General features: G+C 56.2%; 11 protein-coding genes. 5 read left to right on the top strand and 6 right to left on the bottom strand.

The window, feature by feature from the left end:
• Window positions 1-17: 17 nt before the first annotated feature.
• From J1C59_RS20155 to J1C59_RS20165, 3 genes are all read right to left on the bottom strand, one after another.
• Window positions 18-3,113, bottom strand: a complete 3,096-nt coding sequence (locus J1C59_RS20155; protein WP_128084761.1) for a multidrug efflux RND transporter permease subunit — start codon at window positions 3,111-3,113, stop codon at window positions 18-20.
• A gap of 1 nt (window position 3,114) precedes the next feature.
• Window positions 3,115-4,275 (bottom strand): efflux RND transporter periplasmic adaptor subunit, encoded by a 1,161-nt coding sequence (locus tag J1C59_RS20160; protein WP_158086864.1) that lies wholly within the window; start codon window positions 4,273-4,275, stop codon window positions 3,115-3,117.
• Between the two features lie 164 nt (window positions 4,276-4,439).
• Window positions 4,440-5,390, bottom strand: coding sequence for a GNAT family protein (locus J1C59_RS20165; protein ID WP_128084763.1), 951 nt, complete (start codon window positions 5,388-5,390; stop codon window positions 4,440-4,442).
• A 539-nt stretch (window positions 5,391-5,929) separates the two neighbouring features.
• Between J1C59_RS20165 and J1C59_RS20170 the strand changes: the two genes are divergently transcribed.
• Both J1C59_RS20170 and J1C59_RS20175 read left to right on the top strand, forming a co-directional pair.
• The gene (locus J1C59_RS20170) at window positions 5,930-7,039 is read left to right on the top strand and encodes an SDR family oxidoreductase (protein WP_128084764.1); all 1,110 of its coding nucleotides are present in this window, start codon (window positions 5,930-5,932) and stop codon (window positions 7,037-7,039) included.
• A gap of 651 nt (window positions 7,040-7,690) precedes the next feature.
• Window positions 7,691-8,791, top strand: coding sequence for a tyrosine-type recombinase/integrase (locus J1C59_RS20175; RefSeq protein ID WP_128084765.1), 1,101 nt, complete (start codon window positions 7,691-7,693; stop codon window positions 8,789-8,791).
• A gap of 3 nt (window positions 8,792-8,794) precedes the next feature.
• On the opposite strand, the gene pagP is transcribed toward J1C59_RS20175, so the two are convergent.
• Window positions 8,795-9,367: a lipid IV(A) palmitoyltransferase PagP gene (gene pagP, locus J1C59_RS20180; protein WP_128084766.1), complete on the bottom strand. Its 573-nt coding sequence runs from the start codon at window positions 9,365-9,367 to the stop codon at window positions 8,795-8,797.
• Window positions 9,368-9,813: 446 nt separating this feature from the next.
• Between pagP and fhuE the strand changes: the two genes are divergently transcribed.
• From fhuE to J1C59_RS20195, 3 genes are all read left to right on the top strand, one after another.
• Window positions 9,814-12,027, top strand: a complete 2,214-nt coding sequence (gene fhuE, locus J1C59_RS20185) for a ferric-rhodotorulic acid/ferric-coprogen receptor FhuE (RefSeq protein ID WP_128084767.1) — start codon at window positions 9,814-9,816, stop codon at window positions 12,025-12,027.
• Between the two features lie 202 nt (window positions 12,028-12,229).
• Window positions 12,230-12,538, top strand: coding sequence for a type II toxin-antitoxin system HigB family toxin (locus J1C59_RS20190; protein WP_128084768.1), 309 nt, complete (start codon window positions 12,230-12,232; stop codon window positions 12,536-12,538).
• The gene (locus tag J1C59_RS20195; protein WP_128084769.1) at window positions 12,538-12,948 is read left to right on the top strand and encodes a helix-turn-helix domain-containing protein; all 411 of its coding nucleotides are present in this window, start codon (window positions 12,538-12,540) and stop codon (window positions 12,946-12,948) included. Before J1C59_RS20190 ends, J1C59_RS20195 begins: the two co-directional genes overlap by 1 nt.
• Before the next feature lie 104 nt (window positions 12,949-13,052).
• On the opposite strand, the gene J1C59_RS20200 is transcribed toward J1C59_RS20195, so the two are convergent.
• Window positions 13,053-13,898: a VOC family protein gene (locus J1C59_RS20200; RefSeq protein ID WP_128084770.1), complete on the bottom strand. Its 846-nt coding sequence runs from the start codon at window positions 13,896-13,898 to the stop codon at window positions 13,053-13,055.
• Window positions 13,899-13,918: 20 nt separating this feature from the next.
• Entirely contained in the window at window positions 13,919-15,058 is a 1,140-nt protein-coding gene (locus tag J1C59_RS20205; protein WP_128084771.1) for an amidohydrolase, read from the bottom strand.
• Between the last annotated feature and the right edge of the window lie 5 nt (window positions 15,059-15,063).

Genomic DNA, 15,063 nt, shown 5'->3' on the forward strand with positions numbered 1-15,063 from the left:
TAGCGCCGGTGACGCGGTTACCTTCTCTTTCCTTTCAGTCTGACCGCCAGCGTCATGATCACGACGAAAAACAGCGGGACAAACAGGATGGCCAGCAGTGTGGCACTGATGATCCCGCCAAAAACGCCGGTTCCGATAGCATGCTGGGTTTCACTGGCCGGGCCGGACGCGATAATCAACGGCACCACACCCAGCCCGAACGCCAGCGAGGTCATGATGATCGGACGCAGCCGCATCCGGGCCGCCGTTATCGCCGCATCCCGCAGGCTCCGGCCCTCCTGGTGAAGCTGCCGGGCAAACTCGACGATCAGCACCGCATTTTTGGCCGACAGGCCGATCACCGTAATCAGTCCGACCTTGAAGAAGACGTCATCCGGCAATCCGCGCATCATTACGGCGGTGACGGCACCGGCAATCCCCAGTGGAATAACCATCAGCACGGAGAGCGGGATGGCCCAGCTCTCATACAGCGCGGCCAGCACCAGGAAGATCACCAGAATGGAGAGCGCCATCAGCATCGGTGCCTGCGCGGCGGACTGCTGCTCCTGCAGCGACTGCCCGGTCCATTCGATCGCGAACCCCGTCGGTAGCTGCCGGGCAAGCGATTCCATCTCCTTCATGGCATCGCCGCTTGAGACGCCGGGCGCGGCACTTCCGGATATCCGCATCGCCGGATAGCCCTGATAGCGGACCTGCTGAAGCGGCGAGGAAGCGGCGGTCGGCGTAATAAAGCTCTTCAGCGCCACCATCCTGTCGTCGCTGTTACGGACGTAAAGATTCAGGATGTCATCCATCTGCATACGATCCTTTGCCTCGGCCTGAATAATCACCTGCTGCATACGGCCTCTGTTGGGATAGTCGTTGACGTAGAGCGATCCCATCGCGGCGGAGAGGGTGTCGCTGATACTGGCAAACGAAACGCCCATGGCACTGGCTTTCTCACGATCGATATTCAGCCGGATACTCCTGCCGGGCGGCAGACCATCTGCATAAACCTGGGTTACTTTATGGCTGCTGGCGGCAAGCTGCAGTAGCTGCTGCTGCGCGGCTTCCAGCGCCGGGTAGCCCCGACCGGCCCGATCCTCCAGCCGCAGCGTAAAGCCGGACGAGGTGCCCAGCTCCTCAATGGCCGGGGGCATCATCGTCATGATGGTGCCCTCCGTCATATCGGCCATCGCCGCGTCGGCGAATCTGGCCTCGCGCAGCGTTGAGCTGTCACCGCGATCTTTTGCCTCTTTCAGGACGGTAAAGGTCAGTGCGGTGTTTGCGCCCGCACCCGAAAAGCCAAATCCCAGAATGGACTGATTGGTGGCGATAGCCGGGCGCGCACCCATCGCCTCTTCATATTTTTTTACGACCGCCAGCGTCCGCTGCTGCGTCGCCTCGGCCGGGAGCTGAAACGCCGTCATGAAATAGCCCTGATCCTCCTCCGGCAGAAACGCGGAAGCGAGCTGGCTGAAGGCGATCGCCGTTCCGGCACAGAGCGCAACATAGACCAGCAGCATGCGGCCTGAGCGTCTGAGTATCGTGGCTGTCCAGCCTGAATAGCGCTGGGTCAGTCGCGCTAACGCCCGGTTAAATCCGCCAAAAAAACCGCCGCTGGCGTGATCGTCGGGCATTCGCAGCAGCGTGGCGCAGAGTGCCGGGGTCAGCGACAGCGCCAGCAGCGCGGAAAAAAGAATCGCGGTGGCGATGGAGAGCGCAAACTGACGATAGATGATGCCGACGGAGCCGCTGGCGAACCCGATCGGGATGAAAACGGCGGTGAGCACCAGGGTAATGCCGATGATGGCGCCGGTGATCTCCCGCATTGCCCGTGAGGTCGCCTCACGCGGGCCGAGATTTTCCTCGCGCATCAGCCGTTCGACGTTCTCCACCACCACAATGGCGTCATCAACAATGATGCCGATGGCCAGCACCAGACCAAACATGGTCAGCACATTGACGGAGAAGCCAGCGAGCAGCATGACGGATAGCGTGCCCAGTAACGCAATCGGCGCGACAATGGCCGGAATGAAGGTATACCTGATGTTCTGCAAAAACAGATACATCACCACGAAAACCAGCACCATCGCTTCGAGAAGGGTGTGGATGACCTTCCCGATGGAGAGCTTTACGAACGGTGCCGTATTGAAAGGGATGGCATACCGGATATCCTCAGGCATGGAGAGACTCAGTGTCTGCATCCGGGCCGACAGGGCTTCTGCGGTTTTCACGGCGTTGGCCCCGGGCGCGAGCATGATGGCCGCACCGGTAGAGTGCTGTCCGTTTTCACGCATCATCATGCTGTAGGTCTGCGAGCCATACGCCACTCTGGCGACATCCGCGAGTGTGACGCTGGAGCCATCCCTGTTCGCACGCAGCACAATACGGCCAAACGCTGCCGGCGTGGCCAGCTGACCGGCTACCGTCAGGGGCAGGGTAACCATCTGACCCGGCAGCGCCGGTTCGTCGCCGATGCGGCCCGGCGCGATTTGCGCATTCTGCTGCGTAATGGCGGCGGCGATATCATTCATCGTCAGGTTAAATGAGAGCAGTTTCACCGGATCAACCCAGACGCGCAGGGCGCTTTCGGCGCCAAAGAGCTGAACGCGACCCACGCCGGGCAGCCTGCGCAGCTCTTCAACCACGTTTCTGGCCATGTAGTCACTGAGCGCTTCACTGTCTGTTTTGCCGGTCTTGGAGGTCAGGCTGACGATCATCAGAAAACCGGTATCGGCAGCTTCGACCTGCAGGCCGTTCTGTCGCACGGCCTGCGGCAGGCGGGACTCCACCGCCCTGATACGGTTCTGAACATCGACCTGCGCCAGTTCGGCATTCGTTCCCGGTTTAAAGGTGACGGTAATCGTCGCCTGACCAGAGGTGTCTGTCGATGATTCAAAGTAGAGCAGGTTTTTAACGCCAGAGAGTTCGCGTTCGATCAGACTGACGACCGAATCGTTCATGGTCTGCGGCGACGCTCCGGCCCAGGTGGCGGTGAGAGTGACATTGACAGGAGCCACCGAGGGATAACGGGCCACCGGAAGCCGCGTCAGAGACAGAACGCCGAACAGGACAATAAACAGCGCGACCACCCAGGCAAAAACCGGACGTCTGATAAAGAACTGAGCCATATTACTCTTTCTCCTGCAGGGTCAGATTCACAGGAGGCGCTGCTGACAGCACCGCGGCGACGCGGGTGCCGTCGCTGAGTTTGTCCATGCCTTTTACGACGACACGACTGCCAGGCGGTAATCCTCCGGCGATGCGATAGCCTCCGTTAACCTGCTCGCCCACGCGGACGCTGAGCGGGTGCGCCTGCTGCTGATCGTCAATCACCCAGACCACGGCCGTGTCATTCTGGCGGGAAAGGGCCTGCTCAGGCACCATCAGTGCATCCTCATAGTGCTGTCGCGGAACCTGCACCCGCACGAACATACCCGGCAGCAGTTCGCGGTCGGGATTACTCACCTCAATACGCACCAGCACCTGACCGGTACTGGTATCCACGCTCATGCCGGAAAACAGGATCCGGCCAGGCTGGCTGTAAGCCGTGCCATCCGGTAACAGGAGCTTAACCGGCAGGCCTGTCGTGGCGTTCTGCGGGCTGGCCACCTGTCTGCGCAGCTGCTGATAAACCCCGGCGGGCTGATAGACATCCACATAGATCGGGTCTGTCTGGTACAGACGGGCAAGGGGGCTGCTGTCGCCCGGCGTCACATAGGCCCCTTCAGAAACCAGCGCCTGATCGATACGGCCTGAAATGGGCGCTTCGACCGTGGCGAAGCGCAGATCGAGGGCTTTGCGCTTCAGGGCCGCGCTGGCCTGTGCAACATCGGCCGCCGCCTGGCGGGCCGCAGCGACGGCATCGTCGTAACTCTGACGACTCACCGCGCCCGTGCCGATCAGTTTCCGCAGCCGGGCGGCCTGCTGCTGTGCTCTGTCGTTCGCGGCCTGGGCCCGCAGTAAGCCAGCCCGCGCGTTCTCCACCTCGGCCGCAAAGGGAGCGGCGTTGATCTGGAAAAGGGGATCGCCCTTTTTCACCTCGGCACCCTGTTCAAACAGGCGGCGCTCAATAACACCATTCACCTGGGCGCGTATCTCGGCCGTACGCAGGGCGTTGACCCGGCCAGGCAGCGTGTCATGCACGGATAAAACCTGAGGCTGGATCACCGCAACCGCAACCTGAGGATCGGCGGCCTGCGCATCGGGGCGGACATCATCATCGCAGCCCGCCAGCACGGCGATCAAGGCAGGCAGGATAAAGGGCAGCGAAAAGCGTTTAGGGGCGAACATGGGCATCTCGTCTTATTAAGGATGCGCAATCGTAACGGAGGGACGTTGATATGCCGTCGAGGCTGTGTGGAGATTGTGTGTAGCGGTGAAATATTTTAATAATTCAGACGGAAGCCGGGCCGGCAGTGTCTCTGCCGGCCAGTCAGTGAATTCACTCTCCGGTTTCAGAAAAGTGTGCGGCCTGAGGGCATTATATCGCACCACTGTTGTTTATAGTGCCAGGCCGGATTATAGGCACCCAGCGAAAAGATGAATTTCTTTTCTGAAGAGGCGGCTAATGCTTTAGCATGAAGAATGTTTTCCCAGAGTAAAACCGAGCCGATGCCAATGGATTTAAACTGCGGATCCATCCCGCCATTAAAATCTTCAAAATAGTACCAGTCGGGACACTCGACTTTATAATTGAGATCAAACGCGCAGGGTGAGTCGTTGATGAATAAGATTTTTCCAAAAATCATTTCCCGGAACAGCGTAAAGGTTTCAGTCAGAGTGTCGATATCCGTGCATTGAAGCTGATTCTGCCAGCGGAGATTGAACAGGCGCTGATAGATCGCGGCCAGCTCACCCGGCGAAAACCCGGAAACATCTTCGACCGTGCCACCCATTTTCGTGAATCGTCTCACCTCACCTGTGCGTTTTTTTGCCGTTTTAACCGAAAAGTCAGATTTAATATGGGCCATTTTTTTCTTAAACAGATTATGGCGAATACTGTTAACTATCACGCCCGAAGAATGCGGCGATAACCGTTTTGTTCTGAAGGGCAGCAGGATTTTTGCTCCCGCCTTAACCGGCAGAATAAGATCGTCAAAGACAAAGGGCAGGCGCGATTTTTTATATTCCAGCGAACCATTCAGTGAAAAGATAGCGGCGACAGGCTGGCCGTTTACCCTTTTCAGGTAGTACTGAACCGCGACGCCTTCCCGCTCTGCCAGATAGGCGATGACGCGGGGATGGGTGCAGATGCTCCCGCCGAACGTCGTGTAAATCTGAGCGTAAGCCGAAGCGTCACACTCTTCCCAGCCGGTTTTTTTAAGTTTTAAGTGTGTTGTCAGCATACCTGCTCTCTTAAGTAAAATCTCATGCGTAGCCCGCCAGACTGACGGCAGGATATTCATAACGGGCGAGGGTATAATTCATCTTATTTAAACAGGCGATAAACAAAAGAATAACCAGGCGTGCTAAAACCGCTTTGTTTAGCTTCTGCACATGATCTACACACAGACGCAACGATTCCTCCATCTTTAATCCGTCAGAAGGGTTTCACTTATAAAAATCTGACTAAGTTCAGCAAAAATAATTTAAATAAAACTTGATCCAAAATGAGTAAGTTTGTTCAAATCAGCCGCAGGATCAGCAACACTCAGGGTTATTTCGTGACTGATTTCCCTGCCGTGAATATAAACAGAAGTTAAATGAAAAATCGCCGTGAATTTTGTAGCTTGTTTAACTTCCGGATAATAACTGGCTTTATAATGGGCGAAAACGCTGACTGAAAGATAAATCCTGTCTCAGTGCGGGCTGGCTACGCCCCTGTCAGGTCTCTGCGCCTGCGGGATATTTTAGCGACAATTCATTTATTGTTTTGAATTGTTTTTCTGAACGGAAAGTCATGACTTCATGCTTTCTTTGATCAACCAGAATGAATGATACCATTATGAAAAACATACTCATTACCGGTTCTACAGGGTTTTTAGGCGGAGCTGTCGTCGCAAATTTATTACAAAACAGCGTTAAGGATCGACTGCTGCTGCTGGTCAGAGGGAAAACCGTTGATGAGGGCTTAAACCGGCTCCGGGCGAATCTGGTCAACTTTGGCCTGGAGGCGTCATTAATTCATTCCATCACCGCTGAAAATATTCTTCTGGGTGATCTGGCGATGCCGGAACACTTTATCAGTGACGCCCGCCTTGATGACGTTACGCACGTTATCAACTGCGCGGCCGTAGCCTCATTTGGCAAAAACCCGACAATCTGGAAAGTGAACGTGGAGGGCACGTTCAAATTTGCCGAGCGTATGAGCCGCGTCACCGGGTTAGAGAAATTCATTCATGTCGGTACCGCTATGTCATGCGCACCGGAACCCGGCTCGCTGGTCACAGAGAGCTGGCTGGACTCCAGCCGGGATCAGCATATCGTCGAGTACACCTGGAGCAAGGCTTCGATTGAAAAGCTGATGACAGAGACGCTGCCGGAACTGCCGCTGGTGATTGCCCGCCCGTCGATCGTCGTGGGGCACTCGGATCAGGGTTGTCTGCCTTCCGCCAGTATTTTCTGGGTCTTCCGGATGGCGCTGGCGCTGGGAAAATTTACCTGCGACCTCAACGATCGTATCGACGTGGTTCCCGTGGATTTCTGCGCGGACGCGCTGGTTCTGCTTCTGGATGCCAGAGACGTGATCAACGAGGTGATCCATATTTCTGCCGGAACCCAGAGCAGCGTGACCTTCGCTGAGATTGATGAGGCGATGGCAAAAGCCTCCGGCAAACGCGCGCTGGGCGAAGATTATCAGAAAGTCTCCTATAAGCAGCTCTCTGACAGCAGAAGAACGTTCAAAGATCTGTTTGGCCCCTGCAATGAACGGATCATGCTGCGCGCCATGAATCTGTACGGACATTTCTCAAATCTGAATGTGGTCTTTGATAACACGAAACTCATGCAGCTTGGCATGGGCAAGCCTTCACGCTTCACCGATTATCTGGATCGCTGTGTCTCGACGACCCGCGATGCGACTATTGCTGAACTGATGCAGGTCGACTTCAAGTAATGACCAAAGGCAGCCTGGAACACAGGCTGCCTGTATAGGGTTTATCACCTTTCTCTCGTCTGCTTTCAGGGGGTAGCATGAATTCTCGTGAACGCCCGCCTTACCTGACCCTTTTCCGGTGACCGTTCCCGCACTTCACATCAGCATACCCCCCGAACTCTCCTGGCGAGCAGGGCTGCCTCGTTACGCCAGAGCATGCTTTCCTGATGATTGCGGTTTCAGATAAAAAAAGCCCGCGCAGGGCGGGCTAATCGTATCGCAGGGACTTTTATTATTTGTAGCTATTCACAGGTGCTGGTGTTGGTCTTCGTATTGATTGCAGTATAGGGAAATAATCTTAGTTTTAGCTTGGCACACGCTGTTACAGACATCACAAATTCCTCTCCGACTTACTTTTTTTCCTGCTATTCACCTCGGGTGTTAAGGCATGGCAGATTATTCACCCGCGCATCCTTTCCCTGACACGTACACGTTCCTGCCTGCCGGTTGCACGCTTTATCACCTGAAAACGACCCTGATAATCCTCCTGCACTTTCCTCAGATTGCATCAAAACGCGTCATTGTGACTCCAGACTTAATAGGTCTGGAGTCACAGGCGTACAGTGATTAGAATGACGCACTTTGCAGTGATTCAAAGGCAGGAATATGACGATGGAAAGAGTTGTGGCCCCGGCGCGTTCGGCGCATGTTGGTCGCCATGTCATGATCTGGCTGGAGCAGGTCAGAGCGGCTTCGCTTGGCGATCTGGATAATTTTGGCGACGAGGGTACGGTCGAGCAGGTGATGAAGGTCTGGGTAAAACTCTCGCTGCTGGTCAGCCGGCGCCGCCCCGAGATCGCCGTCTCTTCGCTACTGAAGCATGTCCTGCCCGGTATCGGCGCGCAGCCGCTAAGATCGCTGAACCGCTTACGGCTTAACCGGCTCTATAACATCCTGATCGTCGACGGCAAAAAGGAGGAGGCACGCCGGGTCTTTGCGCTCACCAAACAGTTTCTCGCCTGGTGCGAGATGCAGGGCTATCTCGATCATTCACCCATCGCGTCGATGAAGAAAAGGGATGTGGCAGGCCGCACCACGCCGCCGCGCAGCCGGCAACTCTCTGACGCCGAGATCTGGGTCTTCTGGCACGGCCTGGATAACCGGGCATTATCGGAACAGGCGCGCTGGGCGCTGCGTTTGTGTCTGGCCAGCGCCCGGCGACCGGATGAGATTGTGCAGGCGCAGAAAGCGGAGTTCGATCTGCGTTCAGGTTTATGGAAGCAGGGCACGCGCAACAAATCGCAGCGGGAACATGTGCTGCCGATATCGCCCCTGATGCAGATGTGTATTGAAGCGCTGCTGCGCGCAGCCGATCCCGACTCCCCGTGGCTGGTGCCCGCGCCACGCGATCCCCAACAGCCGCTCTCGAAAGGCGCCCTTAATCAGGCGCTGCGCCGGATGATCCGCGACCCGCGCGGACTGGGGCTTGAGGCCTTTACGCCGCGCGACCTGCGTCGCACCGCGCGTTCGAAACTCTCAGCGCTCGACACGCCGAATGATGTTGCCCGAAAAATCATGAACCACGCGCTGGAGGGCATCGATCGGGTCTATGACACACACGACTATCTGAGCCAGATGCGACAGGCCATGAATGCTTTTTCTGACGCGGTTGAGCAGATAATCGGGAGCGAAAGTTACCATTCGCTGCGACATCGCTATGATGGCGAAACCCTGGTGATCAGCGATCTCTCCGTCATGGCGATGTCGCGCTGACGATCAGAAGTGATAACGGAACCAGGCAAAGTAGACGTTTCCGTTATTGTGGGTGCCGGGAATGTAGGTCATCTGGAAATCCAGATCGCCATAACCCACTGATGCCAGTGGTAAAATCGCCGGAACCGGAATATATTTCCAGTTATCACGCGCGGTTACGCCCGCCGTATAACCTGCACCCCAGTGGAAGTTCTGATCGGCCAGCGGACGCCAGGTGGCCACCCAGCCATATCCGCCAAAGGGTTCCCATTTATTAAAGGAGTCTTTAAACGCCATCAGGTAGATGCCGTTCCAGTTTCCTTTTTCATCATAACGGGAGATACCACCGCCTGCGCCCCAGGGTCTTTCATTATATTTATTAATGTGTTCCCGATCGTAGGTGGCACGGTTGTGCCAGGTAATGGCAGGCAGATAGAAATCGACGCCATCAGGCTGATTCCATGTGGTAGCCACTTTATCGCTGAAACTATCCCAGCCTGCGCTCACAGTCTGCACGAGAGTGGCAGAGTGAGCCGGAAAAGCCGTGTAAACGGCAGTGGTTATCATCAGCGCTTTGAGAGTTGATGTTTTGCGCATGTGTAGATCCCTGCAATATCTGGTATTTAAAAAGAGAAAAAGTGTTAATGCGGTCATTATGGCACGAAGAAAGGCAACTTCAGCTCAATAGATGGCCAGAGCAGGATTTTATAATTAATTTAAGCGAAGCGGAAACCCTCGTTCCATAATTTATCTGCCCTCAGACTGTAGCAAACGAAACATCCTCCCTTTCTCGTTCCCCTGTCTTTAGCAACATTCAGTCGCACTCCGAAAAGAAAAGAGATTAACTGTTAACAAAATATTGTAATGATAATATAAATGAGTATATTTCTCATTTGCTTTAATGATGGGACTTACCCCTGATCGGATGATCGGGAATCCAGGGAAAGGGTTTCAGGGGATGTAAAAGAGCGGGCGGCGGAGTCAGCTGTCAGCACCGTCATAACAGTCGTTGCAATAAAAACATAAAAAAATTTGAGGAATGAATGAACGCTCTCTCTCTTAATAACGCCAGGATAAGCTCTTCTCCGGTTCGGTCGCATCCGCGCCGTGTCTCACTGCTGACGGTGCTTATCGCCTCGACGCTGGCAAATATGGCGCACGCCGCAGTCCGTCCGGCTTCACTGGATGATCCCCAGACGCTGACGGTCACGGCAGCGGATGATAACGTGACGCCGTCACCTGAAGCCGACTACAGTGTCCCGGTGACCCGCGCCGGTACGAAGATGCTGGGCACCGTGCGGGATGTCCCGCAGTCGGTCAGCATTGTCAGCAAACAACGGATGGCCGATCAGCAACTTCAGTCGCTGAATGATGTACTGACCAATACCACCGCCATTCAGGGCATCCGGAGCGATATGGATCGCACCAGTTACTATGCCCGCGGTTTTATGATTGACAACTATATGGTCGATGGCATTCCTACGGCCTTCGCCGCGCGCTGGAACCTGGGCGATGCGCAGACCGATATGGCGCTCTATGAGCGGGTTGAAGTCGTGCGTGGCGCGACCGGCCTGTTAACCGGGCCGGGCAATCCTTCCGCAGCCATCAATATGGTGCGTAAGCACGCTGACAGCAAAGCGCCCACTGGCACGATCTCTGCCAGCTACGGAAGCTGGAATAAGCAGCGTTATGTAGCCGATCTCGCTGCACCGCTCAGTGAATCCGGCAATCTGCGCGGACGCCTGATCGCGGGCTGGCAGGATAACAACAGCTTCATTGAGCGCTACGGTGCCAGAAAACAGTTTATCTATGGCGTGGCAGATGCGGACCTGACCGATTCAGCCACGCTTTCTGTCGGCTATGAGCTGAGTCAGGTGAATACCGATGGCACGATGTGGGCCGGTGCGCCACGCTGGTATACCGACGGCGGACAGATTCATTCGCGCCGGGGATACAACACCGCACCTGACTGGGCCTATAACAACAAAGAGAACCGTAAACTCTTTGTGAATCTGAAGCAGGACTTCGATAACGGCTGGAATATCACCCTCAACGGCACCCACAATGAGATGCGGCTGGACAGCAAACAGCTCTATCTCGACGGCTATTTCGATCGCAATACCGGCGCGGGGGTCTCTGGCTATGCCAGCTATCCGGTAGTGGGCGGAACCGGCTACAACACCGGTAAACGCAAAGTGGATGCGGTGGATGCCTTTGCCAGCGGGCCGTATGAATGGCTGGGACGGCAGCATGAACTGATGGCCGGAATCAGCTACAGCCGTCAGGATAACCGCTACTACAGCACCTTTGAGAATATCTCGCCGGCTTCGCTGGGCAACTTTAACACCTATAAAGGCGACTACCCGGAATCGGACTGGACGCCGCGTCTGCTGGCCACCGATTCACAGCGGGTCCACCAGAAATCAACCTACATGGCGACCCGCCTGTCGCTTGCCGATCCCCTGCATCTGATTCTGGGTGCGCGTTATACCCGCTGGAGCCGTGTCACGCCAACCGGCGGGATGGAGCAGAACAATACAACGCCATACGGCGGACTGATTTACGACTTCGCGGAAAACTGGTCTGCTTACGCCAGCTACACCTCGGTTTTCCAGCCACAGGACTATCGTGATGTCAGCGGCGCCTACCTTTCACCGGTGATCGGGAAAAACTATGAGGCGGGGCTGAAATCTGACTGGCTGGACAGCCGGCTGACCACCTCGATTTCACTGTTCCGCACCGAACTGGATAATGCGGCAGAGGCGACGACACAGACGATTCAGGGTTCAGGTGATACCGCCTGGATTGGCCGTAAAGGAGTGGTAAGTCGTGGCGTGGAGTTTGAGATCAACGGTGCCGTAACCGACAACTGGCAGATGACCGTGGGCGGAACGCGCTACCTTGCGGAAAACCGCGATGGCAGCACGTTTAACCCGCAGCTGCCGCAGACCAGTTTTAACCTGTTCAGCCGCTATCGCCTGCCTGCCCTGCAACCGCTTACGCTGGGCGGTGGCGTCCGCTGGCAGACCCATATCTGGAACGACATCGCCGCGCCGGAAGGGAATGGCACCTGGCGTGCGCGGCAGGGCAGCTACGCGCTGGTCGATCTGTTTGCCCGCTATGAAGTCAGTAAAAATCTGTCGCTGCAGGGCAATCTGAACAACCTGTTCGACAAAGCTTATGATACCAATGTGGCCAGCTCCGTAGTTTATGGTGAACCCCGCAATGTCTCGGTGACCGCCAGCTACACGTTCTGATATCACGCTGATTAAAACGCCTCAGCTGAGGCGTTTGCTTGTTCCTTCACTGACGTTCATTACCCGCGTTCGCGTTCGCGTTCGCACCATGTTTTATATTCCGGCATCAATTGACACTGTGTTTTACTGGTTTTGTTGTTGTTACTCCTCACGGGCCATGAGATGATAGTTTCCAAAAAGGAAACTGTCAGGAGCCAATGGAATGCATGTAATATCACGTGTACCGTTTGACGAGGCGGTAAAAAAACATCCTAAGGCAGCGGCAGCACTGGAACTGCTTTATCGCAATCTCAGGCAGGGCGATTTTCGAACGCCTGAGGATCTCAGGGCGCTTTATGCAAGCCTCGATCGTATGAAATATCGTGCCCGATGGTGGGTCATTGACCTGAGTGGCAATCAAATACGCGTCATGTTTTTTGCAGATTTTGAACGCAGTAAAATTTTTATTAAACATATCTGCACACATGCTGAGTATGACAAGCTGGTGAAGAAATATCGGGAGGCAACCTAATGAATAGTGAAGCTATCAGGCTGTCAAATCAGCTCGCGGAAGCATTACCCTTACTGGCGGGCAGCGGCCAGCAACGGGATTATGAAGATGCACTGGAACTGGTCGAATATCTCATTGAACATGCGCCGGATAATCCGCTGGTTGATCTGCTGTGTGCACGGATTGCGGATTATGAAGATAACGATCCCGGACTGGCCATATTTAATGCCCGTCAGAGGGAAATCGAAAGCGGCTCTGCTGTGCTGCGTGTGCTGATTGAGCAGCACAACCTCCGGTTGAGTGACTTCGAAAACGAAATTGGCAAAAAATCACTGGTGAGCAGAATCCTGAGCGGCGAGCGTCAGTTGACGGTGGCCCATATACGGGCGTTATGCGCCCGATTCGGCCTGTCGCCGTCGCTGTTTTTTTAATGCGGACGGCCAGCGTCGTTTAAGGTGATGCTCCGGGCTTTATCTGTACCGATCTTCCTGTAAAACGCCTCAGCTGAGGCGTTTTTTTGTTCCCTCACTGACGTTCAGGTAAAACGCAGCGCCAGATTAAAGCCCTGGCCCGCCTCCACGACGATGGCATCGGGCTGCTCCTGAAAAACGATCTCTCCGGCCTGCAGCGCACGCTTTACCTGATCCAGACCCGCTGTCTCAAAGCCCAGCGCCACCATCCGGGCGGTACCATCATACTCTTCCGGCAGGGGACCAAACCGCTGCTGCGCATAATCTGCCGACGCAAACCGCACGGTGGCCGCACCGGCCCGCAACACAAAGGCACCTTCGGGACAGGCGATGACTTTCGCCGCGCCGAACAGACGGCTGTAAACCTGAGCGGAAAGTGCCGGGTCCTGAGCCACAATGACAAACTCGCTGATGTTACGCACGCCGTTGGGGTGGCGCTGCCACGCAGGCAGCCATACCGCCTCAGGCGTCAGATGCTGACAAAAGAAGCTGCGACCATTAGGGATCAGCGAGGCGCGAACCCGGACCGTGGAAAAGCGTGCTTCCGTTTCGGTTCCATCGGGCAGCGTCACCGGGCGGTGGAAAGTGGCGGGCGGATCGCCATCCAGATCCTGCCGTTGCAGGTGCAGAAAGGTGCTCTCCGCTTCGTGGGTTTTCCATACCAGTCCGCTCAGGCCCAGCGGCGACTGCCAGAGGTCGGCACGCTGGCCGCGCTTGCCCGCTTCATAGCCCAGCAGCTCAAGGTAATTCTCACCAAAGACCGCCAGATGATTACTCGACCCCAGCGAATGATGCCCCCGTTCGGTGAGCTGAAACCCGAGTCGCCGGAAGCGGGCGCGGGCGCTATCCAGCTGGTCGGCGACATGAATAACAGCGTGATCCAGAATCGGTTGAGGAACCGGTACAGCCATATCGGCACTCCTTTTTTTCGTCATTGCGCCGCCACAATCTGTAGCGCACGCGGCACCAGTTGCGTGAAGTAGTCAACCGCAGGCGCGATCAAGGCTTCATCGGGATCGAAGGCGGCATGATGCAGACCAAATTCACTGGCGCTGCCGATACTGACAAACGCCCCCGGCACCTGCTGCAGATAGAACGCGAAATCTTCGCCGCCCATCTGTGGCGAGGCGGCATGCTCTGCGTGATAGCCGCTCTCACGGGCTACCTCCAGCGCGACATCCACCCACTGAGGCGTATTGATCAGTGCAGGCGGCCCTTCGGTCCACGCCAGTTCCGCAGATGCGCCAAACCCGCTGGCAATGCCCTGAATCAGTGACCGGATGCGATGGGGGATCTGCGCCCGGATCCCGCTATTGTGTGTGCGCACGGTCCCTTCCAGCTCAACGCTCTGCGGCAGGACGTTCCAGGTATTGCCCGCGGTAAAACGCGTCACGCTCAGTACTACCGTCTCCAGCGAGCTGAAGACCCGGCTCGGCAGCGTCTGCAGCGCGGTCACGATATGACTGGCAATCACGATGGAGTCGATGCCCTCCTGCGGCCGCGCCGCATGCGCGCCTTTGCCGTTAACCCGGATCACAAAGCGATCGACGTTGGCATAAAACGCACCCGCGCGGCTGCGCAGCGTGCCCAGCGGCAGGTCCGGCGCGTTGTGCAGGCCGAATATCGCTTTTACCCCCTCCAGCGCGCCCGCCTCAATCAGCTGACGGGCACCGTCAAAGGTCTCTTCGGCGGGCTGAAACAGAATCCGCACCCGGCCCGGCAGCGTGGCCTCCTGCTGTTTCAGCTGCAACGCCACGCCGAGCATGACGGCGCTGTGAACGTCGTGACCGCAGGCATGCATTACGCCGGGTTGCTGTGAACGCCAGGGACGATCGGTGACCTCCTCAATCGGCAGGGCATCAATGTCAGCGCGCAGCGCGATCAGGGCTTCGCCGTGACCGATTTCCGCTACCACGCCGGTCTTCAGCCCGAGCGGCAGGCGCCGGATCCCGGCCTGTTCCAGCCAGCGCGTGAGACGTTCAGTGGTGGCAAATTCGTGGTTTGAGAGTTCCGGGTGCTGATGCAGTTCGCGACGCCACTGCACCAGTTGTTCAGTTAAAGGCAAAGTCATCATTA

The organism is Pantoea deleyi, assembly GCF_022647325.1.
Classification (GTDB): Bacteria; Pseudomonadota; Gammaproteobacteria; order Enterobacterales; family Enterobacteriaceae; genus Pantoea; species Pantoea deleyi.

Excerpts from the sequence above, each read along its gene's own strand:
- J1C59_RS20155 (WP_128084761.1), bottom strand. The coding sequence starts at position 3,113 with ATGGCTCAGTTCTTTATCAGACGTCCGGTTTTTGCCTGGGTGGTCGCG.
- J1C59_RS20160 (WP_158086864.1), bottom strand. The coding sequence starts at position 4,275 with ATGTTCGCCCCTAAACGCTTTTCGCTGCCCTTTATCCTGCCTGCCTTG.
- J1C59_RS20165 (WP_128084763.1), bottom strand. The coding sequence starts at position 5,390 with ATGAATATCCTGCCGTCAGTCTGGCGGGCTACGCATGAGATTTTACTT.
- J1C59_RS20170 (WP_128084764.1), top strand. The coding sequence starts at position 5,930 with ATGAAAAACATACTCATTACCGGTTCTACAGGGTTTTTAGGCGGAGCT.
- J1C59_RS20175 (WP_128084765.1), top strand. The coding sequence starts at position 7,691 with ATGGAAAGAGTTGTGGCCCCGGCGCGTTCGGCGCATGTTGGTCGCCAT.
- pagP (WP_128084766.1), bottom strand. The coding sequence starts at position 9,367 with ATGCGCAAAACATCAACTCTCAAAGCGCTGATGATAACCACTGCCGTT.
- fhuE (WP_128084767.1), top strand. The coding sequence starts at position 9,814 with ATGAACGCTCTCTCTCTTAATAACGCCAGGATAAGCTCTTCTCCGGTT.
- J1C59_RS20190 (WP_128084768.1), top strand. The coding sequence starts at position 12,230 with ATGCATGTAATATCACGTGTACCGTTTGACGAGGCGGTAAAAAAACAT.
- J1C59_RS20195 (WP_128084769.1), top strand. The coding sequence starts at position 12,538 with ATGAATAGTGAAGCTATCAGGCTGTCAAATCAGCTCGCGGAAGCATTA.
- J1C59_RS20200 (WP_128084770.1), bottom strand. The coding sequence starts at position 13,898 with ATGGCTGTACCGGTTCCTCAACCGATTCTGGATCACGCTGTTATTCAT.
- J1C59_RS20205 (WP_128084771.1), bottom strand. The coding sequence starts at position 15,058 with ATGACTTTGCCTTTAACTGAACAACTGGTGCAGTGGCGTCGCGAACTG.